The following is a 25,429-nucleotide window of genomic DNA, read 5'->3' on the forward strand; positions in this document are numbered from 1 at the left end:
ACGCCGACGCCGGCGCCGGGGTTCGACTCCTCGGGTGGGTTCGACTCCTCAGGGTGACGGCGTGACGGGAACGGCGGCCGGGCGGCACGCTCGCCGGTGGAGGCCGGCGGTGCTCGGGGCGATGTGGGCGGTCGCGCTGGCGATCACGGTCGCAGCAGGCGTGCTGGCGGGCCGCGCCGCGGTCTCCCGGGAGCGCGCGGCGCCGGCCGGCGATCGCGTGGTGCGCGCCGGCGTGGCGACGCTCGTCGTGCCCCGCGAATGGCGGAGCGTCGCGCCGGACGGCACGGGGCTGGCCGGCGTGCCGGCTGCACGGACGGCCGCGATGGCTCCGTGGCCGGCCCTGCCCGACCGCGTGATCGTGACCGTCGCGCCGGCCGGCGATGCCTCGCTCATCCCCCGCGCGCTGCGAAGGCTCGTACGCGACGTCCGTCAGGGGCCGCGCCCGACGCGGCTGGCCGGCTACCGCGCCTGGCGCTACGCCGGCTTGCTGGCTCCCGACCGGGACGTGCTGGACGTGACGGTCCTGCCGACCGGCGCGGGCGTGCTCGCCGTCGCCTGCACCTCGCCGCCGTGGGAGGCGGGCGCGATGGCGGATTGCGCGTCCTCGATCCGGTCGGTGTCGCTGCGCGGCACCGCGGCGTTGCTCCCGGCGCGTGACCTCGCGCTCCGGCTCAGGCTTCCACGCGTGCTCGCGGCGCTGGACCGTGCGCGGGTCCGCGACCGTGCCGCACTCGCGCGGGCCGCGACCGGCGCGGACCAGGCTCGGCTGGCACGCCGGCTGGCGAGCGCGCACCTCGCCGCGGCGGAATCGCTGCGCCCGGTCGCGGGGCGCGCGGGCGAGCCGCTGCTCGGCGAGCTCTCTGACGTGGCGGGCGCCTATTCGGCGCTTGCGAGCGCGGCGAGCGCCGGGTCGGCGCTGGACTTCGAGACGGCGCGAGAGACGGTCGCGAGCGCGGAGGCGGGACTGGCCGGAGGGATCGCCCGCGTCGCTCCGCCCCGTGGGAGACAAGCGGCGGTCGTCCAGCCGTCGCCGCCGCCGTTCCGGCGGCCCGCGGAGGAAGGCGCCGACGCGCGGTGGATCGCGCTCGCGCTCGTGGCGTTCCTCGGCCTGCTCGCCGCCGGACTGGCGACGCTCCGCGCTCGCGGCCGCCGCGGTCGCACCGATCCCGCCCCGCGAGCGAGGGCGCTCGCCGGTGCGGCGTTCGTACCCGAGCCCGCAGCGTTCTGGGGCGTCCCCGGCTACCCGGGCCCGCCCGACGCCGCATCGGGCGCCGTACACGCCGCGCGGCCCGCACCGGCCGAGACCGCGGCGAGCGCCACGCCGTCCGCCGGCGCGCACGCCCCGGCCGAGACCGCGGCGAGCGCCACGCCGTCCGCCGGCGCGCACGCCCCGGCCGAAGCCGCGTCGAGCGCGGTGCCGTCGCCACCGGCCGCGGCTCCGCCGGAACGGCCCCTGGCCGGCGCCGCCGGCGGCTGGGACGCGCCCCCGGCTGAGCTTGCCAGGGCCGCGGCCGGCGCAGCCGGCACGAAGACGGCTGCGCGTCCCGATGACCGGCTCGACGAGCCGCGCTGAACGACCACCGGCACGGAGACCGCGCGAGCCGAGAATCCGCGGACTCGCGGCCAGAGCTGCGGGGTCTGACTGGCCATCAGGAGCGGGAGGACCTCATCGACGATCTCCGCATCCGAACGAGGCGCTCGGCGCGCGGCAGGCAGCTCAAGACGTCCGTGGCACCGTCGGCGGGCTCGCCGCGAGCGCGCCGGGCATGCAGCTCCTCGCCGAGGACGGCCCGGACGAAGACATCGTCCGCGAGTGTCTTCAGCCGCGGCAGCAACCGGAACGGACGTCGCCGCGGGCAGCGCGCGACGTGCGGCGCGGGATGCATGCGTTCCTACTCGCGTCCAGACGCGCCAAAGGCCCATCCCGGTTTCCGCCGGCTTGCGTCGTGGGACGAAAGGTCGTGGTCGCCCGAGAGCTCGGACGCTGGGCCGGCCGGGCGCGATCGGATGCTCGGGGGCGTTTCGGGCCGCTCGACCACGCACCGGCTCGAATCGGTGCGCGCGATGCCCACCGTCCGATCTCGGTCGCCGTTGCGCGGGCTCGCGGTCAGAGCGCCGATGAGACCTCGGTGGGGAGTCGCCGCCGGAGCGGAACAGGAGGGTGGCGGCGGGCCGGATTGCTCCGTAGCCCCTGCTTTCCCCGGCGTCGAGGGATAGACTGCGTTTGCGGCGGGTATCTCACGAGGGTCCCCGTTGCGTGATGTGAGCCAGTCTGGCGATCCGGTTCTCGTGAGGGCCGGTCGCAGGGCGGTCGTGACCACTCCACCGATCTCCCATGCGTGAGCAGCCCGACAAAGAAGACTCCCGTTTCGCCGTTCAGACACGGCCTGACCGGGAGCGCGCGTTCGTGGTCGCCCAGGGCGAGCTGGACGTGGCCACCGTGGCGCACGTGCGCGGCGCGGTGGGCGAGCTGCGGTCGGCGGGCTGGGACCGGATCGTGCTCGATCTGCGCGGGTTGACGTTCATGGACTCCACGGGCCTCTGCCTGCTCGTGGAGCTCGACCGCGACGCTCGCCGGGAGAGCTGGCAGCTCACCATCCAGGACGGGTCCGGGCCGGTCCGCCGTCTGCTCGAGCTGTCGGGCCTCGCCACGCACTTCGTCGTCATCCGCGACTGATCCAGAGAACGCGTGACGGCGCGCCGGCCGGCTCCGCGGGCCTCTTCACGGGCGACGGCCTCGCGCGCGATCTCCGTTCATGAGGTTTGGGACGCGCGAAGTGGGGCGACGTCAGATGTGTGATGTCCACCGCACACATCAACACGAGGAGATCAGTCCCACCATCACATCGCGCGATCGAGGAGGCGAGGCTGTTCCGTCGCTATCGGCGTGACGGCGACGTCGCGGCCCGCAACGCGCTCGTCGCGCGCTACATGCCGCTCGCCCGGCACCTCGCGCGCGCGTATCCTGCGCACGGCGAACGCGACGACCTCAGTCAGGTCGCCGCACTCGCGCTCATCAAGGCCGTCGACCGCTACGACCCCGACCGCGGCACCGCCTTCACCTCCTTCGCCACGCCCACCATCCTCGGCGAGCTCAAGCGCTACTTCCGCGACCACGGCTGGGCGCTCCGCGTCCCACGCGAGCTCCAAGAGCGCACCGTCCGCGTCGAACGCGCCACCGCCCAGCTCACGAACGAGCTCGGCCGCGCCCCCACGCCCGCGGAGATCGCCACCGCGATCGACTCCACCGTCGAAGACGTCTGCGACGCGCTCGCCTGCGCCGGCGCCCATCATCCCGAGCGAATCGACGCACCCCGCCGCCGCGATGACGACCCACTGCCGCGCCTCCCCGCCGCCACCGACACCGGCTACGCCCGCGTCGACGACGCGCTCTGGCTTCAATGCCTCCTCGAGCGCCTCTCCGACACCGAACGGACCGTCGTCCGCCTTCGCTTCCACGACGACCTGCTCCAACGCGAGATCGCCGCGGCGCTCGGCGTCTCCCAGATGCAGGTCTCGCGCATCCTCAGACGCGCGCTCGAGAAGCTCCACGACCAGACAGGCACCGCACACCCGGCTCACCTGGCGGCATGAGCGCCGCGGCGGTCAGCGCGCGCGCCGGCGCCGAACGGGTACCGTGCCCATTCGGGCTCGAAGTCCGCACGGTGGGGCAGGCGCTCCGCCCGCTGCCGAGTACGGTTGCCGCATGGTCCTCTGGGTATCTGAGCCGGCACGGGACGTGGCGAGCCCAGTCGAGGTGGAGACGCTCACGGCTGCGGAGTGGCTGGTCGTCGCCGCGGCGGGCGAGATCGACATCGCGACCGCGACGGAGGTCCGAGGTGCGATCGACCGCGCCTTCGCGGCCGGCGCGGTCGCGATCTGCGTCGACCTCAGTCGCGTCGAGTTCATGGATTCCACAGGCCTCCGGGTGTTACTCGACGGCCGGAGCGCCGCCACGGCCCGCGGTGCCCGCTTCGCGGTGGTTTGTCCGCCGGGGCCTGTCATGCGCGTGTTCGAGGTCGCCGGAGTCGCGCCGTCGTTCGTCTTGCACCGCGACCGCGCGTCTGCGGTCGCGGGCTGAGCCTGCCCGTACTCGCCGCAGCGAGTCAGAACGCGGGCTCGCTCATGCCTGCGCTCCACGGTGCCGGGTAGTGCCATCGCGATGGAGATGGAGCGCGGCGGATGAGCGCCCGCCCGCACGACGGCATGCACCCACGGCACTGGGCGCTCGTGTATGACGACGCGGATCGCTTCGCGGCGGGCGTCGGCGCGTTCGTTCGCGAGGGCGTGGATCGCGGCGAGCGGGTCCTGGCCGCGTTGACGCGAGAGAAGGCGGCGTGGCTGCGCGAGGAGCTGGGCGAGGACCGGGAGATGGTCGAGTTCGCCGACGCGGGGGAGCTCTACGCTCGCCCCGGGCCGATGCTGACGGCCGTGGTCGAGTACCTCCGGCGGCACGCGGCCCCGGGCCGAGGCCGGGTGCGGGTGGTGGCCGAGCAGGCGCTGGCGACGCGCGCGCCGGCCGACACGCGTGCGTATTTGCGCTACGAGGCTGCGTCGAACGTCGTCTACCAGCGCTTCGCCGCCTCGGTGCTGTGTCCGTATGACGCCCACCTGCTTCCCGACGCCGTCGTCGAGGATGCGCTGCGCACGCATCCCGAGGTGCTCGACGCGACGGGTCCGCGGCGCAGCGACGCGTTCCTGGACCCGCGCGACTTCATCCGCGGGCGAGAGCGCGTCGAAGCCGCACCGCCGGGCGCGCCCGTGCAGGAGCTCGAGCGGCTCGAGGACATCCCGGTCGCGCGGCGGCTCGCGGGCGAGTACGCCGGTGCCGCCGGGCTGTCTCGCGCGACGATCGAGGACATGCTGGTCGCCGTCAGTGAGGTGGCGACCAACGCGCTCGTCCACGGACAGGCGCCGCGCTGCATGTGGATCTACCTTCGCCATGATGCGCTGGTCTGCCACGTCCACGACGGCGGACCCGGGTTGCCCGATCCGCTGCTCGGCTACCTCCCGCCCGACTCCGGCGTGCACGAAGGCCGCGGGCTGTGGCTCGCCCACCACTTCTGCGACATCGTCGAGGTCGCCGCCGACCGGTCCGGTACGCACGTCTACCTGCGGATGCGCCTCTAGCGTCGGCCGCGACGGCTCAGCTCAAGAGCTCCGCGAGATCGGCGTCGGCGAGCTTCGCCTTGGGGACGAACGCCATGCCCCCTCCCGGCCGGACCACGGTGTCGGCCGACGTGAGGAGCACCCGCAGCTCGGGCATGGTGCCGAGCAGCTCCGCCGCCAGCGCGGGGCCGTAGCCGTCCGGCAGGTTGATGTCGATCAGCGCGGCGTCCGGGCGAAGGCGCGCGCACGCGCGCTGCCCCTCGGCGACGTCGCCCGCCTCGCCGGCGACATCCAGGCCGCAGCGGCGCAGCAGCAGCCGCGCGAGCCGCCGGAACTCAGCGTCGTCGTCCACGATGACCACAGTCGCCGCCACTGGTGAAGAAGATACTCCCGCACAGGGGCAAATGGAGCAAACGGACGACCGCAACAAGCGGGTTCGTCGCGTTCGAACCGACGCGTCGCGGGCGCAGTTCTGATCGCGGTTGGTCACGTCCGCGGGTTGCACTCGCCCGCAGGGGCGGCGCGAAACATCGCCAGCACACGACCGCCGAGCAGGTTCACCCGGCGAATCGCCGCGGTCAGCGCTCGGTCGTCGAACGTGCCGGCGAGCACGTTGGTATCCCCGGCCGCGACACTTGCCGCGTCGGGAAACGCGGGGGCCGACGTCGCCGCGTCCAATCCTGTGACGTGCAACTCGTAACGCCCGGACTCCAGTGGCCGCGACGGTGGCGGTGCAAGGCCGCCGCGCAGCGCCCGGTCTGCCGCGTCGAGGGCGAGCGCCGTGCTCAAGAGGGCCACGGCGTCGGCGCGCGCGTTCCAGGTGTCCGGGTCTGAGACGGCGTCCTGGGCGAGGGCGTCGATCCCCGAGTCGACGTCCAGCCGCCGGGCCGGGCGTCTCGGGCGCTCCAGGTACCAGCCCACCGCGGTACGCGGCTGCGTGCGCCACTGCAAGCGCGCGACCACGCGACCACCGCGCTGGAGGTCGAGACTCCCGAGCAGGGACAATCGGTCGTCGGCTGATTGGACTCGCATCTCGGCCGGCTCACCCGCGTCGATGTGCCGTGCCGCGGGCGGCCGGCGCAGACAGTAGATTCGGGCTCCGGGCATCCGAGGTCGGCATGTCAGAGAGCGGTCGATGAACATCCGTCGTCCGCGGCGGCGCGCAGGCTGACGCCGCAGCGAGCGAGAATTCCCGGACCCCGGGGGGCTAACGCGTGCGTCAGCAGGATGACCGTGAGGCAGGTGCCGGCACGCGGCTCAACTGGTGGCGGCGAGGGCGTACGGCCGCGAGGCGTGCAGCGCGAAGGTGTGCGCAACGCCTGCTCGCCGGAGCGCCGCGTTCGCCGCGCTGCCGCGCGGCGCGATGACGCGCAGCCGGCCGCCGAGGCGCGAGCGGGCGGCGACGAGTGACTCGACGGCGCGGGCGCGCATCGTCTCAACGGCCGTGAGATCGACCACGACGGCGCGGCTGCTGCGCGCCGCCTGGACCAGGCACTCGTCGAACTTTCGGCAGTGCGGCGCGTCGAGGGCGCCGCTGAGCACGATGAGCAGGGTACCGCCGATCGCATCGACCGTCATGGCGGGCGGTACCGGCGTCGCATCCTCCACGTGACCGGCACCTTCCCCCCGGCCAGGGCGGATAAACCACGTCTCGATCGAAGCGCGCGCCGACCGCGTCCCCGGTCGGCCCGTTGGTGGCGGCCGCCTGCCGCGTAGCGATCGTGTTGGTGCGCGTTGCGGTTCCGAGCAGCGTGTGGGCGGGCACAAGATCGTCGAAGGCTTCAAACCGCGAGGGAGGTTCCCGTGGTGATTTCGCATCAGACGGTTCGGCTGGAGCGGGGAGGACACTCCTCGCCGGATCGCGGCATGTGTGTGATGGAGCTCGCGTCGGTGCTCGCCGGCGAGCCATTCAGCGATCACCCGCGCGCCGTGTGCCCGGTGATCGCGAGCGCCCTGCGAACGTACAACGACCGCGTGGACGCCGAGCGCCGTCAGCAGCTGATCCCGTACGCCGCGGAGGTCGTAGGCAGCTGTGCGGACCGCGAGGTACGGCGTCTGCGTGCGGCTCGCTGCGCGGCGTGGGCGGTCGAGCGCGGCGTCCGTGTGCGGCCCTGGCAGTGGCGTCGGCGCCGCCTCGTCGCCGGCCGCGGCGCGCACATGCTGGGAGAGCGTCTGCTGTGCTGGGCGGGCGCTGCCGCCGGATCGCGGGGGGACGACGCGCTGCTGGGGCTGGTGAGCGAGCTGGTCGCGATCGGCCGGGACCGCGCCCCGACCGCGCCGCCGAAGGTCCCGTTCCCAGCGGATAGCGAAGAGTCGCAGCGCCTCAGCGCGACGGGAGCGTGAACGGCCCGCGGGTCGGCTGCGACGTCAGCGCGTGGCGCTCGGCGGCCAGGCCCGCGGATCCCCGATGGTCAGATGCGATCGGCACGGCGAACAACTGCGTCGTGTCGAACGCGTCTGGGTGGTCAGTCGCCGCGGGCGGTCGCCGGGCGGCGACGACCTGGCTCTCCTCGCGGCGGAGGTTGACGCGCGAGCGCCCGAGGAGTACGACGAGCCTGTGTCCGCAAAGGCGAACGAGCCGCGGCACATCCTGATCGTTGCCAACCGCACCGCGGCGACCCCGGCGCTGATCGCGGAGGTTCGCCGGCGGGCGTCGGCGAGCGCGTGCCGGTTCACGCTGCTCGTTCCGCGGTCGTTCTGGGATGCCGACACCGAGGAATCGGCGATCACGCTCGAGCTCGCCATCCCGCTGCTCGAGGACGCGGCCGGTGCTCGCGTGGAAGGGCTTGTCGGCGATGAGGATCCGTTCCTGGCGGTCTCCGCAGCGCTGGAGGACGGTTCCTACGACGAGATCATCGTCTCAACGCTTCCAGCACGCGTGTCGCACTGGCTCCACATCGACCTGCCGACGCGCCTACAGCGGCTAGGACTCCCCGTCACCGTCCTCACCGCCAAGAAGGCAGACCGCCCGCTGGCACGCGGCCGTGCCGGCGAGCATCCCTGACCCCATGACGCCGGAAGAGGTCGACGGCCGTAACCCATGAGGTTAAGCAGCATCAACATTTGGGGGTCTTGCCGGCTGGCTGGGGAGCCGAAAGTACGCCCATGAACAAGCCCCTTCGGTCCAACCTTACGGTCCGTCGCCTCGCCGCCGTGGCTCTCGCCGTCGCCGCCGTTCCGCTCGCCGCCAGCCCCGCCTCCGCAGCTCCTGGCCGCCGCTTCCACCACAGCAGGCACGCGACTTCGGCCGCCACGCCGGTGGCCGCCGCCCCCGCCGCCGCACCCGCAGCGACCCCTGCCCCGTCCGTGACGTCGGTGATCAGCATCGGCGGCTACGTCTTCTACGACCTCACCTACGCCGAGGCCGTCGACGCCTGGATCGCCGCGGTCGCCGCCGCACCTGCGGGCTACGTGCCTCCGACCGTCTACTCGGTGTCCGCGAGCACGACCGTCGCTGGCACGGTCGAGGACGGCAACGGCTGACCGCCACTCGCGCTGCGGCATCCCGCCGCAGCGCGACTCGCGGGTCGCGCGCCGAGATGCGAGCCCGGAACCCCGGGCTCATCAGCCGGCGCTTGACCCCTACCAGCACCCGTCGTTCCGATCAGGCTCACCCGTTCAGGGCGTCCCCGCGAGGGTCAGGGCGGTGATCTGCTCGTCGCGGAACGTGGCGGCACCGTCGGCCCGATCCGCGGACGCAGCCCCGCTTCGCGCTGCGGATCTGGACAGTCGGACCCTCCGTGCTCTCTCAGCCGGCGTGAAGGATCCGAAAGCGATCGGGTTCCGCCGGATCTCGATCAACGACTTGGATGGGCGTCCAAGCCCATTGCCAAACGCTGATGCCTGGTGTGCGGGAGAACCGGATCTGCCCGCGGGTACCTTCGACTGCAACGCGCGGCCAGGATTCGGCAGTGCGCGCACGGTCCGTGCCGTGAGAACGCAGCACGTCGGCGAGGACGGCGACCGTGTCGTAGCCCTCGAAGGCGACGAAGGAGGGCGCTTCGGCCAGTCGCTCGTGGAGGGCCGTCTCGACTCGTGCACCGCGTGGGCTGAGGCGCTCGGGCAGGTAGCGCAAGAACGGGATCGCGGCGCCGTCGTCGCCCAGCAACGTCGCCCATTCGGCGAACTCCGGCTGCCCGGCCGGAGCGCCGATCATGATCTCGGCGAGGCGCTGGTCGCGGCGGACAGACTTGACGATCGACACTGCCGGCTGCGGGTGGCCGACCAGAAGAAGGAGGGCTGTCGCGCGATTGTCGACGAGTGCGTCGCACACGGCCGTGGGGGCGAGCGCGCGCATGTCGAGTTCGATGACGGTGCCGCCGCGTGGAGCGAGGTGGTTCCGCAAGATGCGGGCCCCAGATGCCCAGTAGACACTCGGCTCGGCTGCCACGGCGATTCGACTATGGCCCGCGCTGAGGAGGAAGTCTGCGTAGATCTGCCAGCCGTGGGACTGCGCCGGGGCGAGGCGCGCGACCCATTCCGTCGGCTGTTCGGTGAGCGCGTCGAGAACCGCTGACGAGCAGAGGAACGGCAGGCCGAGGGCGTCGGCCCTGGCGGCAGCGGCGCGAGCGACGACGCTGTGATACTCCCCCGCCAGGGCAGCCACGCCCAGGCGGGCCAATTCATCCACGGCCGCCGCGGCCCTGTGTGGATCAGCCGCGGTGTCTCGGACCACCAGCTCGAGTGGTCTTCCGGCGATCCCGCCGGCGTCATTGACTTCGCGAACGGCGAGCTCGAGTCCAGCAAGCAAGTGCTGGCCTGCCTGGACCCAGCCGGGCCGGGTCAGCGGGACGAGAGCGCCGATCTGGACGGACGATCTGTCAGTCCACTCCACTCCCGTTGGCGTGGTCATCGTTGCCGGCTCCCGTGAGCGGCGCCGCCGCGCGCCGGCGTCGCGGCTTCGTGCCGCCTCGCTCCGGCGGCGGCCAGATCGTGCGTTACACGATCGCGGGCAGTAGCGTTACTCGCATCCGTCATGACCGACGATAACGCAGCAGCAGCTGAGATCGTCGAAGAACGGCGCTTCGATCCCGAGCCGTGCGGGCGATTGCCTGGGATCCGCTCGCGCAAGCGCCCGCCGCAGACGCGAACCCGCCAAGCATCGTCTTCCGCCGCTGACGCGGGCGAGTTGCGCGACGAGCCGGGCGGACAGAGGGTTAGGGCACGATGTCTCGCTCATTGCCCGTGTTCGCCGTCGCCGTGGCCGCCCTGATGCCCACTGCCACGCCCGCATTCGCCCAGGACGGCACCGCCGGTGCGCTTGCCCGCCAGGTGCAACAGCTGCAGTCCCAGGTCGCCGTGCTCGACGCGCAGGTTCGCGCGCTGACCGCTCCGTCTGAGCTGCGTGCGTCGACCACCGCCCCGGCGCCGGACTACGCACTGCTGGACAGATCCAATCCCTGGCACGTCGGGCAGACGTTTCCGTTACTCGGAGTCGCTCCTCAGGGATCCGTCTCGTCGAGCACCAGCGCGGGCGGCGCGCTGCTGGTCGACACCAGCGCGACCACCGGAGCCGGGGCGATCCTCTACACGAGCGCAGGCGCCGACGCGACCGGACGGCTGATGAACCTGCGTGTCGACAACGCCGCATTCGCGCCCGCCGCTTTGCATGTGGATTACGCCGGCGTCGGAAACCCCGTCGAGGTCGTCTCGACGAGCGCGAATCCGGCCAGCGTGGCGCTGAACGTCACGTCCGCTGCGACCGGCGCGACGGCGCTCGGCGCCAAAGCGCCGACGACGGGCAAGGGCGTCGTCAAGATCACCCACACGGGCGTCACGGGCGACGCGAACGGCTCGGCGCTCTCCTTGCTGCTCACCGGCGCGGGCTCCGCCGCGCAGGGCATCTTCCTCGACGCACCCGACACGACCACCGGCCCGTTGCTCAACCTGCGCAACGGCGGCGTGCCACAGGTGACGGTTTCAGCGACCGGCGTGCTCTACGCCAGCGGCGGCCTCGCGACGGGCGACAGCGAACCGGCAACGACGATCGCCGGTCAGATCTCGCGGCGCCTCGCCCTCCGTGACCGGACCGGAAAGGTGCTCGGCTGGCTCCCGGTGTACACCGACATCAAATAGATATCGCTATCGGGCCGGCGAGGGAGCGAGCAGGTCTTCCTCGCGGGGCTCGTAACGCCGGTCTGAGCCTCACGCGCGTCAGTAGACCTTGTTCACCGCGTAAAGCGCCTGCTCGTACGTGAACCCCTCACCCGCTGACGACGACAACTGCTCGATCAGCTCGTTCCTGGACATCGGCGACATTTCCAGGTAGCTCCGCGCCGATTCGACAGCCTCCTTATTCCAGTCGGCATCTACGTGATCCACCGCATACTGCGCCTCAGCCTGCGAGAAGCCTTCGCCTGCCGAGGACGACAGTTGCTCATAGAGGCCCTGCTTGGAGAACCCCGACATTGCGAGGTAGCTCTCCGCTGACTCCAAGGCCCTCCTGTTTGCGCGGCGCGCGGCCTTCTCTTGACGGATCACGGCCCGCTCGGCGGCGCTGAGTTCGCGCATGATGGTGGCCGTGGTGGAGGACTTCACGTAGCCCTTGCGGGTCGCCACGACGCGGAACTTGTTGTCGCCGTGCTTGGTCAGCGTGACCGGCAGCTTCCAGTGGCCGTGGCGGACCTTGACGGACTGACCCTTCACGCGGACGTGCGCGTTGGCGTGATCAACAGTGCCCTTGAGGACCACGTTGTTGCTGTCGACACCGAGGATGTGATGCACAGCGGGTGTGATCACGTCGGCGGCACACGTTGTCGGACTGCGCTTTCTGCTCCCCGGAGTCGACCCCGCATCAGCCCGACGAGCTCTGATGGTTGTATGCCGACATGGACCTCCCGCCCTGCCCCCTGTGCGGCAACTCCGAGTACGACCGCGAAGAAGAGCGCACCGACACCCGCTGGGGCTTCTCGACGCACATCAAGGTGCTGCTGATCTGCACCCAGTGTCGCTACGTCCTGACGTTCTATGACAAGAACAGCATCTTCGACTTCGACTGAGCCTCGCGACCGGCTTCGTGGACTCGCACGGTCGTGGTGGCGCCAAGCCCGATGACGGCCGTCGCCGATGCGGATCTCGGGACCCGGATCACGCTGCTGCGGGCTGCGCATCCACGCTCCTAGCCGCGAGTATCGGCACCGCGTTCGTGACGGCACACCGGGTGGAGATGGCCCGTCGCCCGAAGCTGAACCGGTCGTCGGGAAGTGTCTCTGGAACGTCGAGATTCGAGACGTCGGGGCGCAGCGCCTGAGAGCGAACGGTCGACGCCTCTGCGATATCACGAAAGCGCTGGAAATCCGGCACTGAGGCGTCGTGGGCCGGCGCGACGCGACGGCGCCGGCCCACGCGGTGTGGCTACGGCCGCGGGAACACGACCGGGCTCCGGTTTCCTTCTTTGTCCACCGCCCGCACGCCGAAGAAGAAGTCGTCCTTCGAGAGCGGTGCCGTGTACCGCACGACGCCGTTCGCATCAGGCTCGGGCAGGCCGATCGGGATCACGTGCGTCCAGTCGGTCTCGTCCGTCTTGCGCCAGACGACCTCGTAGCCCGCGAGGTCGGGTTCTGTGTTGGCGTTCCAGCGCAGGGCCGTGTCGTAGCTCAGGTTGGACGTGATGCGGACGTTCTTTGGCGCGCTCGGCGCGTTCGCGAGCGCCGCGAGCGAGACCGCGTTGACCTTCGCGACGCGGGCGATGTAGTCAAAGTCGACGAACTCGGGCAGGTCGCCGATCTGCTCGCTGGTGTCCGGGTCGACGCGGACGTCCTGGTGCTGGTGGTTGAAGTTCTCGTTCGGCTCGGTGAAGCGGATCGCCGAGCGGAAGCCACGTTCGAGGAAGGAGATGTGGTCGCCGCCGCGGTTGAACCGATCGCGGCGGTCCACGGTCTGGATGTGCATCCCCGTCTCGGGGATCTCCGCGACCGAACGGACGAACCGGGCCATCTGCCGGGCCGGCGAGTCGTTCTCGCCGCCGATCGAGCGCCGGGTGTTCGCCTCGCTCGTCGTCTCGTTCGTCGGGACGCCCTCGGCGAAAAGCCGGACGGTGTACGGGTCGGAGATGCCGTTTCCGCCGAGCGAGCTGCCGATGATGTCGTTCGTGAACATCCCCTGAACGTCCTGGCCGGCCTGCTGGGCGAGCGTCGCGGCGCGCGCCGAACCGTAGAGGTTCTGCTCTTCACCGGCCACGGCCATGAAGACGATGTTCGCGTCGAACTCGTGCGTGGCCATGACGTGGGCCATTTCGAGCACCGCGGTGACGCCTGACGCGTCGTCGTTGGCGCCGGGCGCGTCGCACGTCGCGTTGGTCGTGCTACCGCAGCGCGTGTCGTAGTGGCCGCTTACGTAGTAGTAGCGGTTGGCCGAGGCTGGGTCGGTCCCATGCAGTGTGGCCACCACGTTCGTGATCACCGTCGGCGTCGGGATCCCGGTCGAGACGCCCTGCGTGTAGCTCTGCAGCTCGACCGTCATACGCCCGCCCGACGTTGCGGCGATCTGCTGGAACTGATCGTAAATCCAGTCGCGCGCGGCGCCGATGCCGCGCGCGGGGTCGGTCTGGGACGAGAGCGTGTTCCGCGTCCCGAACCCGACGAGCGCGAGATCCGCGGCCCGTATCCGAGCAGGATCGATCTGGCCGATCATCTTCGTCGTCTCCGCGTCGAGTCGCTTTGGACCGACGATCGGATGGTTGGGCGGCGCCGGCGGCTGGTCGTCGAGCCTCAGCGCGCCGGACGCGTACGCGCCGCCCCCAAGCAGCGCGACCATAGCCACGGCCGAAGCCACAGTGGTCCGTCCCCTCATAGTCCCCCCCACATCGTGCATGGCCGAGCGCGGCCGTAGGCCCGCCGGCCGGTGAACTGAGCACCGGGAAGCTCGCTCAGAAGAGAACAAAAGTCAAGGAACCCAGAACGCCACGCGATCGAGTGACCTCCGCTGGTCGCCGGCAGTGGGTTCAAGGAAGCCGAGCGCGTGGCACCAGGGCGCCACACGCCCCTAGGCCGCGCTCGTGCCCAGCCACACCGAGGACTGCTGCTCAGTTGCTCGGCGGCGCAAGGACGACTGTGAGTCCGAGCCGTACCCGTAGACACAAGTCGGCGCAGCCGGACATAAGCCCACGTGCACCACGTCCTCGCGCGCCGGTTGGCGGCGCTCGTCCTGACCACGCTGCTCGCCCTCTCGTTCGGCCACGTGCTGTTCAACGCGGGCCTGGACCGGATGAGCTGGGGCGCGGCGATCGCGGACACGCCGGCGCATCTCGCGGACATCGTCCAGGGCGAGCTGGGTGAGACCGACGGCGCGGGCTGCAACCCCACGCGACGGCGGCGACCAGACTTCATCCCGCTGTGCGCGAGCTGGGGGCGGCAGACGGTCGGGGCGATGATGCGCGACCGCGTCCCGGTCGATCTGCAACTGATCATCGGCGGGATGCTGCTCGGAACGTTCCTCGGCATCCTCGCCGGCCGCTGGTGTGCGGCCTACCCACGCACGTGGATCACGCGCACACTGCACGTCGCGATCGCGTTCCTGCTCTCCTGCCCGCCCTACTTCCTCGCGCTCGCGGTCCTGGTCTTGTTCTCGTGGAACACCGGCGACCACAAGCTCGGGTTCGTCTCAGGCCAGGGCGACTACCGGCCGTTCGGCGAGGACCCGCTGGCGTTCATGAAGGCGATGTGGGTCCCGTGGGTGTGCTGCGCGCTGCCGCTCGCCGCGCTCGTCGCCCGGATCGCGGAGGCGAGTATGAGCGAGGCGCTCGGCGAGGATTTCATCCGCACCGCCCGCGCCAAGGGTCTCGCCGAGCGGCAGGTGCTGAACCGCCACGCGCTGCCGATCTCCACGCCGACGGTCGCCGCGATGACCGGCGTGAACGTCTCGACGATGCTGATGCAGGCCGCGGCGATCGAGTTCGGCTTCGCGCTCCCCGGGATGTTCCTGACGATCCGCGGCGCGATCTTCAGCCGGGACGTCCCCGTGCTGGAGGCGCTGGTCCTGGAGGGCGTGATCCTCGTTGTGGTCGCGAACTTCCTGGTCGACGCCTTCCAGGCCCGCCTGGACCCGCGCGTCAGAGGACGAGGCGACGGATGACTCCGCACCGCCACGGCAGCGGCACGGGGCGCCGCGGCACGATCCTGGTTCACGAGTCCCGGATCTCTTCGCGCGGCGGCGCGAGATCGTCGCAGGATCGAACCTGTGACCGCCCGGCCCTAGCCACACCTACCCAGGCTCACCCAGCTAGTGGCCCTCCGTCTTGTAGCTGATGCGCCGGCACCCCTCGAGCGTGTAGAGCTTGCGGGACTTGTGCGACAGGAACACGATGGTCTGCGGTGAATGGCAGGTGACCGACCCGTAGCCGAAGTGGGCATGTACGACGTCGTTGCCGCCGCCGGTGTCGATGACGTTGTGGCCGTGGCTCGCGTAGATGAAGTCCCGCCCGTTCCCGCCCTGCAGCACGTCGCTCTGGGTGGTCGGCTGGCCCGAAGGCTTGTAGTCGCCCCAGATCACATCCCCGGCGTTGCCGGCGTGGATCGTGTCGTTGCCGTGGCCGCCCAGCAGCTCGTTGTGGAGAAACGGGAACGGGGCGTAGATCGGGCCGCTCTGATCGAGCTTGTGCATGATCAGAGCGCCGTTGATGGGCGGCCATCCATCATGGCTGGCCTTGGCCATCGCAGCCGGCGCGGAGCACATGGACAGGCAGAGCAAGACGGGCAACAGGACACGACGCAAGGAGATCACCACCACACCACGGCAGGGGACGGGACGCGAGCCGGCCGGTCATGGAGCCGCGCGGCCCTCGAGTGTCCGGCCTGCCAACCGTAAGTCCGGCGATAGACCGCGCCCGCCGTCCCCCCGTCGGGTTGGGACTCGGCCGAGGGACGGGGTCGCCTGAATGCTGCGCGGGGGCTCGTCAAGCGCAACGACGCAGGTCGTCTTCGCTCGCGGAGGAGGCGTCGGCCTGTCGCCGCCCGGTGGCCGCCCGAGGCTCGCCGTGCACGTCGCCGAGCTGCCCGTCGGCCAGTCCCGGAAGCCGGTCGGCGAACCGCTCCGCCAGGACGGGAGCGCCACGCCGCGGACCGGTGCGCGACGAAAGCGTCGTTCAAAGACGTAGCACTCGACGAGCCCGATGAGCGCGCACCCGACGGCGAAACACGTCGCGATCACCACCGTCCGCCGCTGGCTTTCCGGTTCGATGCCTGCAAGGATTCCGCGCCGGAATGCCAAATCGGTTTGCTGTCTGCTGCGCAGTGTGCCTCGCGATCGCCGCGCCGGCGTTCGCCGCGCCCGCGCGCGCGTCGGTGTTTCCCTTCTTCGAGCCTGCGGAGCCGCTCGGCGCCACCGCGGACACCATCGCCGCACTGGACTTCAACGGCGACGGTCGGCCTGATGTCGCCGGCATCTCCGGTGCGCAGGGTCAGGCGACGCTCGTACTCGACGGCGAAGACGGGTTCGCGCCGTCACAGACGGCCGGGCTGGGCGGGCCCCCGTCGGCGACCGCGGACGTGGCGGGCGCCGATCTCGACGGCGACGGGCGCGACGAGCTGATCGCGACGCTCGGCGAGAGCGGATCGCTCGTGGTGTTCAAGGGGCGCGCGAGCGGCGGGCTGGGCTCACCGGACGTGTACTCGGTGCGCCCGCCGCAGGCCGTGCGCGGCACGGCGGTGGCCGTCGCGGACGTGGACGGCGACGGCGATCGCGACGTCGTGGCGGCGTTTGGAGACAGTGCGAGCGTGCTGCTCAACGACGGCCACGGGGCATTGGCGCCGAGCCCCGACGCACTCACCATCATGGCCCCGTACGCGATGAAACTCGTCACGCTCGGGGGCGACGACGATCCCGACCTCGTCGTCCTGAGCGGATACACGCTGACCGTGCTGCCGGGTGCGGCGGGCGCCGGGTTCGGCGCGCCGGTCACCTACCAGCTCGGCGCCGAGGGCTCCGCGCTCGCCACCGCCGACGTCAACGGCGACGGCCGCCTCGATGTCGGCGTGACCTATCAGTGGCTGAACAGCCAGCCGTCGAGCCCGGGCGTCCTCTTCGGAACGGCCGACGGCGGACTGACGCCTGCCACCGGAACGGCGGAGGTCGGCGACGAGCTGCTGCTCGCCGACTTCGACGGCGACGGCCTGATCGACTGGTACACGGCCGGCTACCAGCCGTCGTTCCTCGACGGCGGGCAGGTGCCGTGGGCCAGGAGCGAGGAGCCTGGCTCGGAGTCGGCGCTCGCGGCCGCGGACTTCGATCACGACGGCAAGCTGGATGTCGCCAGCGTCCGATACCCCTCGCAGACCGTCGTCGTCCGCTACTCGACCGGGCCGCAGCTCGTTCCCGGGGACGCGAACACCGACTTCGCCGAGGGGACCGTCGGCTCCGGTTGGGGCATGATCGCCGTTCCGATCGTGAACGAGGGCGGCGGCGCCGCCCGCGACCTCGAGCCGGTCGTCGACGGCGACGAGGACGACTTCGACGTGGACATGTACGAGTGCCGGGGCGCGGTCCTCGCGGTCGGCGCGCAGTGCTGGATCCACGTCTTCTTCCATCCCACGACGACCGGCAACCGGTCGGCGGACATCGGCGTGGTCGCGGGGGACTCGGCGGTGCTGTGGATCGTGACCATGACCGGCACGGGCAAGGTGGCCCCGGCGGACGATCAGCAGCAGCCGCCGGCCACGACTATCAACATCGGGACGCCCACCTCGACGATCATCAGGACGCCGCCCCGAACCGTCACCGGCGGCCCCCGGCCGACGGCGCCGCCCACGCGGGCGCCGGTCACCGGCGCCCGCCCCGGAGCGCCGGCCCTGACCCGTCCCACGCTCACCGCCCTGCTGCGGTCCGGCCTGCATTTCACGCAGCAGTTCACCGTGACCGGGCGCGTGACCTGGACGCTCGAATACCACCGCACCGTTCTCGCCCGCAGCTCCCGCACGGTCGCCGCCGGGCGCACCACCGTCACGCTCAAGCTCACCGGCGCCGGAAAGCGCGTGCTCCGCAGCCACAGGCCGGCGACGCTCACGCTGCGCACCCGGGCCGCGCTCGAGCGCGTGTCGACGGTCAGGCTCCGCCGCCGCTGACAGGTCGTTTTTTGAAGGTGCCGTCTGACCTCAGGCGCAACCGAGTTCACGTTCGCGCCTCGAGACGGGGCGACCCTGATGACGATGGTCCAGTGGGGCTTCCCGTCCGACGAGCTGCGCGACGAGCACGGCCGCGGTGTGCCGCACGCGTTCGACCGGCTGGAACGGGCGCTGTAGGCCTGAGGAAGGAGACCGCATGGCGAAGTCCGTCCTGTACATGTCGATGTCGCTCGACGGGTTCATCACCGGGCCCGAGGACGGCCCGGGCAACGGGCTCGGGAACGGCGGCGACCGGCTGCACGAGTGGCTCGGCGAGCCCGTCTCCGAGCGGCCGCACTTCGACCCGCCGGGGCTGAGCGGGCAGGTGTTCGCCGAGCTGATGGCGACCGGTGCGGTCGTCGTCGGCCGCAAGACATTCGACTACGCCGCTCACTGGGGCGGCGACCACCACGGCGTGCCGATCTTCGTGCCCACGCGCGGCACCCCATGTCCGGCGTCAGCGGGCGGTTTTCCCTGCTGCGGCCGGACATGGCCTCCGCTGTCCTGCGGCGGAGGGGGATGGTGGGAGCAGGATTCGAACCTGCGAAGGCTGAGCCAACGGGTTTACAGCCCGTCCCCTTTGACCGCTCGGGAATCCCACCGGGCGGCGCCGATGATAGCGCCAGATCGCTCGCGGTTCTGGGCCGTCGGCGGAGGTGTTTCGGGCGACCCCGGCGGCGTCCGCGCGCGAGGAGCCGGCCGCCTGGGGGTCGATCTCACCGGCTCGTGCGGGCGGCACCTTCGGGCGCTCCGTCGCATGATCTCCTCCAGGCGCCACAATCCCATCCGGCATGCCCGCGATCGCCGCCGCCCTCGCCCTCGCCGCGCTGACCCCGAGCGCCACGACGCTGTCCGACGAATGGGCGACGACCGCGTGGGCGCACCCGGTGGCGGCGGCCCCGGTGCGGACGGCGCCGGAAGGCTCGGCGCGCACGATCGCGCGGCTGCACGCGAGGACCGAGATGGGCAGTCCGGAGGTCTATGTGATGCTCAGCCAGCAGCCCGACTCGCGCGGGCGGATGTGGGTGCGCATCCGCCTCCCGGGCCGGCCGAACGGGCGCACCGGCTGGGTCCGCCGCGCGACGCTCGACGACACGCAGGTCACGCACACGACGCTGGTGGTCGACAAGCACGCGCTGACGGCGACGGTGCTCGAGGACGGCCGGGCGACGTGGCGGGTGCCGGTCGGTGTGGGCACGGCTCGAAGCCCCACGCCCGCGGGCCGGTTCTACGTGCGCGAGCTGATCAAGCTCAAGCCCGCGACGACCGCCTATGGCCCGTACATCTACGGCACCAGCGGCTACGCGAAGCTGAGCGAGTACCCGGGCGGTGGGATCATCGGCATCCACGGCACGTCGCAGCCGGGACTGATCCCCGGGCGGCCGTCGCACGGGTGCGTGCGGATGCGCAACGCGGACGTGCGCGAGCTCACGAAGCGACTGCCGATCGGGGCGGCCGTGCGGATCCGCAACTGAGACCGCGCGCGGGCGCTCCCGAACCCCGAACGGCTCAGCGCAGAATCACCCGCCCGGACCCCGCCTCGAACAGGTGAACCCGCGACATGTCCACCCGCAGCCGTACGACCGAGCCCGGGGCCGGCCGCACGTCGGGCGGCACGCGCGCGATGAACCGGTCCTCGCCCGAGACATCCAGCTCTCCGGCCAGATCGAGCATGTCACCCGTCAGCACCGACGGCGCCTCGGAGTGCAGGTGCAGCAGCACGTCGCTCCCGAGCATCTCGGCGAGCACGACCCGCAGCTCGAGCACGTCGTCGCCCAGCTCGCCCACGGGTGACACGGCTTCGGGCCGGATGCCCACGACCACGTCGCCGACGTGGGTCGTCCGCCGCGCCGGCCGCAGCCGCTGCGTCCCGAGCTCGAGCCGGCCGTCCTCGGCCACGCGGCCGCGCAGCAGGTTCATCGCCGGCGACCCGATGAAGCCTGCGACGAACACGTTCGCCGGGTGCTCGTACAGGCGCTGCGGCGAGTCGACCTGCTCGAGCCGCCCGTCGCGCATGACCGCGACGCGGTCGCCCATCGTCATCGCCTCGGTCTGGTCGTGCGTGACGTAGAGCGTCGTCGTCCCGAGCTCGTGATGCAGGCGCGCGATGTACGCGCGCATCTCCACGCGCAGCTTGGCGTCGAGGTTGCTCAACGGCTCGTCCATCAGGAACGCCTCGGGCGAGCGAACGATCGCGCGGCCGAGCGCGACGCGCTGCCGCTGGCCGCCGGAGAGCGCCCGCGGCCGCCGCGCCAGCAGCTCGCGGATCCCCAGCCGCGCCGCCGTGCGCCCCACGCGCGACCGGATCGACTCCCGCTCGACCTTCTGCATCCGGAGCGCGAAGCCCATGTTGTCGTCGACCGACATGTGCGGATACAGCGCATACGACTGGAACACCATCGCGATGTCGCGATCTTTCGGCGCGACGTCGTTGACCACGCGCGAGCCGATCGAGATCGCGCCGTGCGTCGCGTCCTCGAGCCCCGCGACCATCCGCAGCGCCGTCGACTTGCCGGAGCCCGACGGGCCCACGAGGACCGTGAACTCGCCGTCGGCGATCTCGAGGTCCAGCCCGTCGACGGCGCGCGTGCCGTCGGGGAAGACCTTCGAGACGTCCTCGAACGCGATCTGCGCCATCAGGCCGCACCTCCCCGCACGCCGGCGATGTAGTCGCGATACCAGAGCCCGCTGCGCTTGACCGTGCGGACCTGGGTGCCGAAGTCCACGCCCACGATCCCGAAGCGCTTCTCGTAGCCGTGCTCCCACTCGAAGTTGTCGAGCAGCGACCACGCGTAATAGCGGCGGATGTCGACCCCGTCGGCGATCGCGCGCCGCACCGCCTCGATGTGATCGGCCAGGTACGCCACGCGCGAGGGATCCTCGATCGTGCCGTCCGTCGCGCGCTCGTCGTCGAACGCCGCGCCGTTCTCGGTGATGTAGATCGTCAGGTCGCCGTAGTCGCGCCGCAGGCGCGTGAGCACCTCGTGCAGCCCCTCGGCGTCGACCGTCCAGCCCATGGCGGTGGTCGGCGGCCGCGCCGTGACCAGCTCGGCCTCCAGCGGCGCGACCCGGCGGGCCGCCCGCACGGCAGCCGGGTTGTAGTAGTTGACGCCGAGGAAGTCGATCGGGCGCGCGATCACCTCGAGCTCGCCGAAGCCCAGCGTCCCGAACCTCCGCTCGTAGTGCTCGACCATGTCCTCGGGATAGGTCCCGCGCAGCACGGGGTCGAGGAACCAGCGGTTCTGGTGGCCGTCCAGCCGCACCGCGGCCGCGACGTCCTTCGGCGCCACCGGCCGCATCGGCGTGAGGTTCAGCGTGATGCCGACCGGCGCATCGGACCCGGCGCGCAGCGCGTCGACGGCCAGGCCGTGCGAGACGAGCAGGTTGTGGGAGACCGTCAGCGCCGTCCGCCAGTCGCGCACGCCCGGCGCCTTGACGCCGTGCGCGTGCCCGAGGAACGCGACGACCCACGGCTCGTTGTGCGTGACCCAGCCCTCGACGACGTCGCCGAGCGCGCCGGCCATCGCCGCGGCGTACTCGGCGAAGTACGACGCCGTCTCTCGCACCGCCCAGCCGCCGGCGAGCTGCCGCGCCTGCGGCAGGTCCCAGTGGTAGAGCGTCGCGACCGGCTCGATCCCGCGCTCCAGCAGCGCCTCCACCAGCCGCCGGTAGAACGCGACGCCCTTCGCGTTGAGCGCCCCGCGCCCGTCGGGCTGCACGCGCGGCCAGGCGATCGAGAAGCGGTAGCTCTCCAGCCCCAGCGCCGAGAGCAGGTCGAGGTCCTCCTCCCAGCGGTGGTAGTGATCGCACGCGACATCGCCGGTGTCGCCGTTGGCGACCGCGCCCGGGAGCGTGCAGAAGCGGTCCCAGATCGACTCGCCGCGCCCGTCCTCGCGCGCGGCGCCCTCGATCTGATACGCCGCGGTCGCGGCGCCGAAGCGGAAGCCCGTCGGGAACGAGCCTTCCGGCGCCCGCGAGGGGGCGGTCGCCGTCATCCCTTCACCGCCCCGGCGGTGATGCCCTTCACGAGCCAGCGCTGCGTGACGAAGAAGGCGATCAGTACGGGGAGGGTCGAAACCACGCCTGCGGCCATCAGCTGTGCCGTCTTCTCCTGGTAGTTGCCGATGAAGTTGCGGATCCCGATCGGGATCGTCTCCGCGTGCGTCTGCGTCAGCGACGCGACAAACAGCAGCTCGTCCCACGCGAACAGGAACGCGTAGACGAACGTGGCGATGAGGCCGGGCGCGGCGGCGGGGAGCACGATCCGCACGAAGGCGCCGAACGGGGAGCACCCGTCGACCATCGCCGCCTCCTCGAGATCCTTCGGGATCGCCGCGAAGAAGTAGCGCATGAAGTAGATCGCCACCGGCGTGAAGAACGCCGTGTAGACGAGGATCATCCCGAGCCGAGTGTCGTAGAGGTGGATCGGCGTGTTCTGCTTGAGCCAGATGAAGCCGATGAACGTCGGCAGCAGGAACATCGAGCCGGGGATCAGCTGCGTCCCGATCACGCCGAGCGCCAGCGGGCGCGAGCCCTTGAAGCGAAAGCGCGCGAGCGCGTAGCCGGCGAAGCTCGCCAGCGCGGTCGCACCCAGCGCCGCGACGGTGCAGATGATCAGGCTGTTGATCAAGTAGCGCCCGAAGTCGACGGTCTGCCACATACGGCTGAACGCCGTGAACGTCGGCTCGAGCAGGTTCATCGCGCCGGTCGAGAGCTGGCCGTCGGTCTGCAGCGAGGACGCCACGAGCCACAGCACGGGCGAGAGGATCACCAGGAGGACCAACCACGTCAGGACGTCGAGTCCCCGGTTGACGAGGCGAGCGCTCATACGACCTCCAGATCGCGCTTGAAGGTGCGGTACCAGACCGCCACCCACACCGCCATGATCAGCATCAAGAGCGTCGACGCGGCGGCGCCGAAGCCGAACAGGTTGTTGGAGAACGACTGCCGGTAGATGAGGGTCATCATCAGATCGGCGTGCTCACCCGGATTGGTCCCGAGCATGATCACCGGGATCGCGAACTGGTAGGCCGAGTAGATGACCGTGAACAGCAGCTGCACGGCGATCAGCGGCCGCAGCAGCGGCAGCGTGATGTGGCGGAAGCGGCGGAAGGGTCCGGCGCCGTCGATCGCCGCCGCCTCGTGCAGCTCCTGCGGCATCGCCTGCAGCCCGGCGAGGAAGATCAGCATCGCGAACGGCAGCCCGCGCCACACGCTCGGGATCACGATCGCCCACATCGTGTTCGGGCCCAGCAGCCAGATCGGCCGGTGGCCGAGGATGCCGGTGTAGTCGACGAGGACCTTGTTGACGATCCCGACGTCGCTCTGCCACATGAACTGCCACAGCACGGCGACGACGAAGCTGGGGACGATCCACGGCGTCAGCATCAGCGTCCGCACGATGCGCATGCCCTTCATCGGGCGGTTCAGCAGCAGGGCCACGGCGAGGCCGCCGGCCAGGGTCAGCCCGACCGTCCAGAACGTGTAGACGGCGGTGTTCTGCACGGCGCCGAAGAAGCCGTCGCGCAGCGGGTTGCCGGCGTCGAAGAGGATCGAGCGGTAGTTGTCGAGCCCCGCCCATGGCGCGTCGAACAGGCGCGCGAAGGTGAACGTGTTCAGCCGCTTGAAGCTGAGCACGAAGCCGCCGGCCGCCGGCAGCAGGTGCACCAGCACCATGAACGCGACCGCCGGCGCGATCAGCCAGTAGGCCAGCCGCGTCCGCGCGCGCGAGGCGGAGCGCCGCGGCGCCCGGCCGCGGGCCTCGACGGCCCGCGGCTGGGTCTTCTCTTCCAGGGCCTGGCTCACCCGGCCGCCTGCGCCAGCAGGCCGTCCGCTTCCTTGGCGGCCGCGTCGAGCTGGGTCTTCACCGCCGCCGGGCTGTACCCGCCGCCCACGCCGGCGGCGCTGTCGAGGATGTTCCCGAAGCGCGTCTTGTAGGCGTTCTCGATCTGCCCCCACTGCGGGATCGGCGCGTACGTGCGCCCGTTCTGGATCGCCTCGAAGAACGCCTTGTGATTGGCGTCGGAGTCACCGACCTGCTGCTGCGGCTCCAGCCGCGCCGGGAACATCCCGAGCAGCGCCGCGTAGTCCTTCTGCGTCTGGTCCTCAGAGAGGAACTTCATCAGCGCCCAGGCCTCGTCGGGGTGCTTGGTGGCCTTGAACATCATCAGGTCCGAGCCGCCCACGAACGTGTACGCCTTCCCGCCGGGACCGGTCGGCATGGGCGCCACGCCGACGTTCTTGCGCGCCGTCGAGTCCCACGTGTCGTCGTCGGCGCGGTCGATCGAGCCGAGCACCCACGGGCCGCCGATCCAGACCGCGAGCTTGCCGCCCTTGAACTGGTTCTCGACCTGCGTGCCGTCGCGCTCGAGCTGGCTCTTGTCGAACAGCCCGGCGGTGATCAGGCCCGCCATCCACTCGACGCCGGTCTGCGCCTGCTGCGAGTTGATCGTCGAGGTCTTGGCGTCGCTGGAGAGCTCGGCGCCGCCGTTGTCCCACACGAACGGCATCACGTTGTGGACGAGGTCGAACGCCTTCTTGCCGGGCGCGCCGAAGGGCTTGATGCCCGGCACCTTTTGCTTGATCGTCTCGAGCGTCGCCTTGAACGAGTCCAGGTCCTTGAAGGCGGTCGCCGGGTCGATGCCGGCCTTCTCGAGCACGTCCTTGCGGTAGTAGATCGAGCGCGCCTCCGTGAACCACGGGACCGCCCAGGTGCCGTCCTGGCCCTCGAGGAGGGTCGTGCTCCAGATCCCCGTCGCGTAGGCGTCCTTGCCGCCGATGTCGCCGACGCGCTCGCTCAGGTCCGCGAAGCCGCCGAGGGCGGCGAAGAACGGCACCTGCGTGGTGCCCGCCTGCGTGATGTCAGGCCCTTCGCCCGAGACCGCCGCGTTGCGGATGCGGTCGAACTGGACGTCCCAGCCGACCTCCTGCACGTCGACCTTCACGCCCGTCTTGGCCGTGAACGGCTCGACCATCTTCTGCAGGTCCTCCTTGGGCTTGGGCGAGTTCGGCATCGTCCAGAGCGTCAGGGTCACGCCCTTCTGGAGCTGATCGCCCGTCGCCGCCTGGCCTGCCGGCTTGGAGCCTGAGTTGTCGTCGCCACCACAGGCCACGAGGGCCGCGGGGGCGAGCACGAACGCGATCGCCGACGCGGCGACCACGAGCCTATTGCGCACGAGAGTGTTCCTCCTCCGAGTGGACAAAAACGGTTTTGGTACTGCGGCTGG

26 protein-coding genes, 1 tRNA gene and 1 pseudogene are annotated in these 25,429 nt (G+C 71.2%); 15 read left to right on the forward strand and 13 right to left on the reverse strand.

The features are described 5' to 3' along the window. Positions 1-109: 109 nt before the first annotated feature. The 5 genes from H958_RS0104130 (at position 110) to H958_RS0104155 (ending at position 5,130) form a co-directional block, all read left to right on the forward strand. Positions 110-1,573: a hypothetical protein gene (locus H958_RS0104130; protein WP_028057732.1), complete on the forward strand. Its 1,464-nt coding sequence runs from the start codon at positions 110-112 to the stop codon at positions 1,571-1,573. Positions 1,574-2,335: 762 nt separating this feature from the next. Beyond that, positions 2,336-2,677, forward strand: a complete 342-nt coding sequence (locus H958_RS34870) for an STAS domain-containing protein (RefSeq protein WP_051323797.1) — start codon at positions 2,336-2,338, stop codon at positions 2,675-2,677. A 122-nt stretch (positions 2,678-2,799) separates the two neighbouring features. Further along, positions 2,800-3,594 carry a sigma-70 family RNA polymerase sigma factor gene (locus tag H958_RS34875; protein WP_051323798.1) on the forward strand — a complete coding sequence of 265 codons (795 nt, stop codon included), beginning with the start codon at positions 2,800-2,802 and terminating at the stop codon, positions 3,592-3,594. 145 nt (positions 3,595-3,739) lie between these two features. Continuing rightward, positions 3,740-4,081 (forward strand): STAS domain-containing protein, encoded by a 342-nt coding sequence (locus H958_RS34880; RefSeq protein ID WP_196807198.1) that lies wholly within the window; start codon positions 3,740-3,742, stop codon positions 4,079-4,081. 101 nt (positions 4,082-4,182) lie between these two features. Further along, the gene (locus tag H958_RS0104155) at positions 4,183-5,130 is read left to right on the forward strand and encodes a sensor histidine kinase (protein ID WP_028057734.1); all 948 of its coding nucleotides are present in this window, start codon (positions 4,183-4,185) and stop codon (positions 5,128-5,130) included. A 16-nt stretch (positions 5,131-5,146) separates the two neighbouring features. On the opposite strand, the gene H958_RS47320 is transcribed toward H958_RS0104155, so the two are convergent. From H958_RS47320 to H958_RS0104170, 3 genes are all read right to left on the reverse strand, one after another. Then, the gene (locus H958_RS47320) at positions 5,147-5,482 is read right to left on the reverse strand and encodes a response regulator (protein WP_028057735.1); all 336 of its coding nucleotides are present in this window, start codon (positions 5,480-5,482) and stop codon (positions 5,147-5,149) included. A 113-nt stretch (positions 5,483-5,595) separates the two neighbouring features. Next, the gene (locus H958_RS47325; RefSeq protein WP_196807199.1) at positions 5,596-6,252 is read right to left on the reverse strand and encodes a hypothetical protein; all 657 of its coding nucleotides are present in this window, start codon (positions 6,250-6,252) and stop codon (positions 5,596-5,598) included. Between the two features lie 114 nt (positions 6,253-6,366). After that, positions 6,367-6,687 (reverse strand): STAS domain-containing protein, encoded by a 321-nt coding sequence (locus H958_RS0104170; RefSeq protein WP_028057737.1) that lies wholly within the window; start codon positions 6,685-6,687, stop codon positions 6,367-6,369. 297 nt (positions 6,688-6,984) lie between these two features. Between H958_RS0104170 and H958_RS0104175 the strand changes: the two genes are divergently transcribed. From H958_RS0104175 to H958_RS45855, 3 genes are all read left to right on the forward strand, one after another. Next, entirely contained in the window at positions 6,985-7,452 is a 468-nt protein-coding gene (locus H958_RS0104175; RefSeq protein ID WP_028057738.1) for a hypothetical protein, read from the forward strand. Positions 7,453-7,483: 31 nt separating this feature from the next. After that, a complete protein-coding gene (locus H958_RS0104185; protein ID WP_156027673.1) occupies positions 7,484-8,113 on the forward strand; it encodes a hypothetical protein in 630 nt (209 codons plus the stop codon). Positions 8,114-8,415: 302 nt separating this feature from the next. Next, complete coding sequence (locus tag H958_RS45855; protein ID WP_156027674.1) at positions 8,416-8,592, forward strand: hypothetical protein; 177 nt, start codon at positions 8,416-8,418, stop codon at positions 8,590-8,592. Between the two features lie 265 nt (positions 8,593-8,857). Here the strand turns inward: H958_RS45855 and H958_RS0104195 are convergent, their stop codons facing one another. Beyond that, positions 8,858-9,961, reverse strand: a complete 1,104-nt coding sequence (locus H958_RS0104195) for an ABC transporter substrate-binding protein (protein WP_028057740.1) — start codon at positions 9,959-9,961, stop codon at positions 8,858-8,860. A gap of 332 nt (positions 9,962-10,293) precedes the next feature. On the opposite strand from H958_RS0104195, the gene H958_RS0104200 reads away from it, so the two are divergent. Further along, positions 10,294-11,184, forward strand: coding sequence for a hypothetical protein (locus H958_RS0104200; protein ID WP_028057741.1), 891 nt, complete (start codon positions 10,294-10,296; stop codon positions 11,182-11,184). A gap of 78 nt (positions 11,185-11,262) precedes the next feature. Here the strand turns inward: H958_RS0104200 and H958_RS47330 are convergent, their stop codons facing one another. Then, a complete protein-coding gene (locus H958_RS47330; RefSeq protein WP_196807201.1) occupies positions 11,263-11,832 on the reverse strand; it encodes an Ltp family lipoprotein in 570 nt (189 codons plus the stop codon). Positions 11,833-11,936: 104 nt separating this feature from the next. On the opposite strand from H958_RS47330, the gene H958_RS47335 reads away from it, so the two are divergent. Continuing rightward, positions 11,937-12,107 (forward strand): hypothetical protein, encoded by a 171-nt coding sequence (locus H958_RS47335; RefSeq protein WP_196807202.1) that lies wholly within the window; start codon positions 11,937-11,939, stop codon positions 12,105-12,107. Positions 12,108-12,462: 355 nt separating this feature from the next. Here H958_RS47335 and H958_RS0104215 read toward each other — a convergent pair whose 3' ends face one another. Then, a complete protein-coding gene (locus H958_RS0104215; protein WP_081685590.1) occupies positions 12,463-13,863 on the reverse strand; it encodes a M28 family peptidase in 1,401 nt (466 codons plus the stop codon). 351 nt (positions 13,864-14,214) lie between these two features. Here H958_RS0104215 and H958_RS0104220 point away from each other — a divergent pair, with 351 nt between their 5' ends. Next, positions 14,215-15,180: an ABC transporter permease gene (locus tag H958_RS0104220; protein ID WP_037409250.1), complete on the forward strand. Its 966-nt coding sequence runs from the start codon at positions 14,215-14,217 to the stop codon at positions 15,178-15,180. Between the two features lie 147 nt (positions 15,181-15,327). Here H958_RS0104220 and H958_RS0104225 read toward each other — a convergent pair whose 3' ends face one another. Further along, positions 15,328-15,708 carry a hypothetical protein gene (locus H958_RS0104225; protein ID WP_156027675.1) on the reverse strand — a complete coding sequence of 127 codons (381 nt, stop codon included), beginning with the start codon at positions 15,706-15,708 and terminating at the stop codon, positions 15,328-15,330. A gap of 629 nt (positions 15,709-16,337) precedes the next feature. Here H958_RS0104225 and H958_RS0104230 point away from each other — a divergent pair. From H958_RS0104230 to H958_RS48990, 3 genes and pseudogenes are all read left to right on the forward strand, one after another. Continuing rightward, positions 16,338-18,164 carry an FG-GAP repeat domain-containing protein gene (locus H958_RS0104230; protein ID WP_028057745.1) on the forward strand — a complete coding sequence of 609 codons (1,827 nt, stop codon included), beginning with the start codon at positions 16,338-16,340 and terminating at the stop codon, positions 18,162-18,164. Between the two features lie 24 nt (positions 18,165-18,188). Next, complete coding sequence (locus H958_RS48655) at positions 18,189-18,341, forward strand: SRPBCC domain-containing protein (RefSeq protein WP_255325411.1); 153 nt, start codon at positions 18,189-18,191, stop codon at positions 18,339-18,341. Between the two features lie 19 nt (positions 18,342-18,360). Beyond that, positions 18,361-18,651, forward strand: a pseudogene (locus H958_RS48990) (dihydrofolate reductase family protein); the annotation flags it as partial. A gap of 72 nt (positions 18,652-18,723) precedes the next feature. Here H958_RS48990 and H958_RS0104240 read toward each other — a convergent pair. Then, positions 18,724-18,805, reverse strand: a tRNA-Tyr gene (locus tag H958_RS0104240). 189 nt (positions 18,806-18,994) lie between these two features. On the opposite strand from H958_RS0104240, the gene H958_RS34895 reads away from it, so the two are divergent. After that, a complete protein-coding gene (locus tag H958_RS34895; RefSeq protein ID WP_051323800.1) occupies positions 18,995-19,678 on the forward strand; it encodes a L,D-transpeptidase in 684 nt (227 codons plus the stop codon). Positions 19,679-19,712: 34 nt separating this feature from the next. On the opposite strand, the gene H958_RS0104250 is transcribed toward H958_RS34895, so the two are convergent. From H958_RS0104250 to H958_RS0104270, 5 genes are read right to left on the reverse strand one after another with little or no spacing between them, the layout of a single operon-like run. Then, positions 19,713-20,840, reverse strand: coding sequence for an ABC transporter ATP-binding protein (locus tag H958_RS0104250; protein WP_028057746.1), 1,128 nt, complete (start codon positions 20,838-20,840; stop codon positions 19,713-19,715). Next, on the reverse strand, positions 20,840-22,198 hold the full coding sequence (locus H958_RS34900; protein ID WP_037409252.1) for a GH1 family beta-glucosidase: 1,359 nt from the start codon (positions 22,196-22,198) through the stop codon (positions 20,840-20,842). The genes H958_RS0104250 and H958_RS34900 overlap by 1 nt, the downstream gene beginning before the upstream one ends. Then, positions 22,195-23,031: a carbohydrate ABC transporter permease gene (locus tag H958_RS0104260; RefSeq protein ID WP_028057747.1), complete on the reverse strand. Its 837-nt coding sequence runs from the start codon at positions 23,029-23,031 to the stop codon at positions 22,195-22,197. The genes H958_RS34900 and H958_RS0104260 overlap by 4 nt, the downstream gene beginning before the upstream one ends. Next, entirely contained in the window at positions 23,028-24,008 is a 981-nt protein-coding gene (locus tag H958_RS0104265) for a carbohydrate ABC transporter permease (RefSeq protein WP_051323801.1), read from the reverse strand. Before H958_RS0104265 ends, H958_RS0104260 begins: the two co-directional genes overlap by 4 nt. Continuing rightward, a complete protein-coding gene (locus H958_RS0104270) occupies positions 24,005-25,378 on the reverse strand; it encodes a sugar ABC transporter substrate-binding protein (protein ID WP_028057749.1) in 1,374 nt (457 codons plus the stop codon). Before H958_RS0104270 ends, H958_RS0104265 begins: the two co-directional genes overlap by 4 nt. Positions 25,379-25,429: the final 51 nt, after the last annotated feature.

The sequence above is a fragment of the Candidatus Solirubrobacter pratensis genome, assembly GCF_000425945.1.
Classification (GTDB): Bacteria; Actinomycetota; Thermoleophilia; order Solirubrobacterales; family Solirubrobacteraceae; genus Solirubrobacter; species Solirubrobacter pratensis.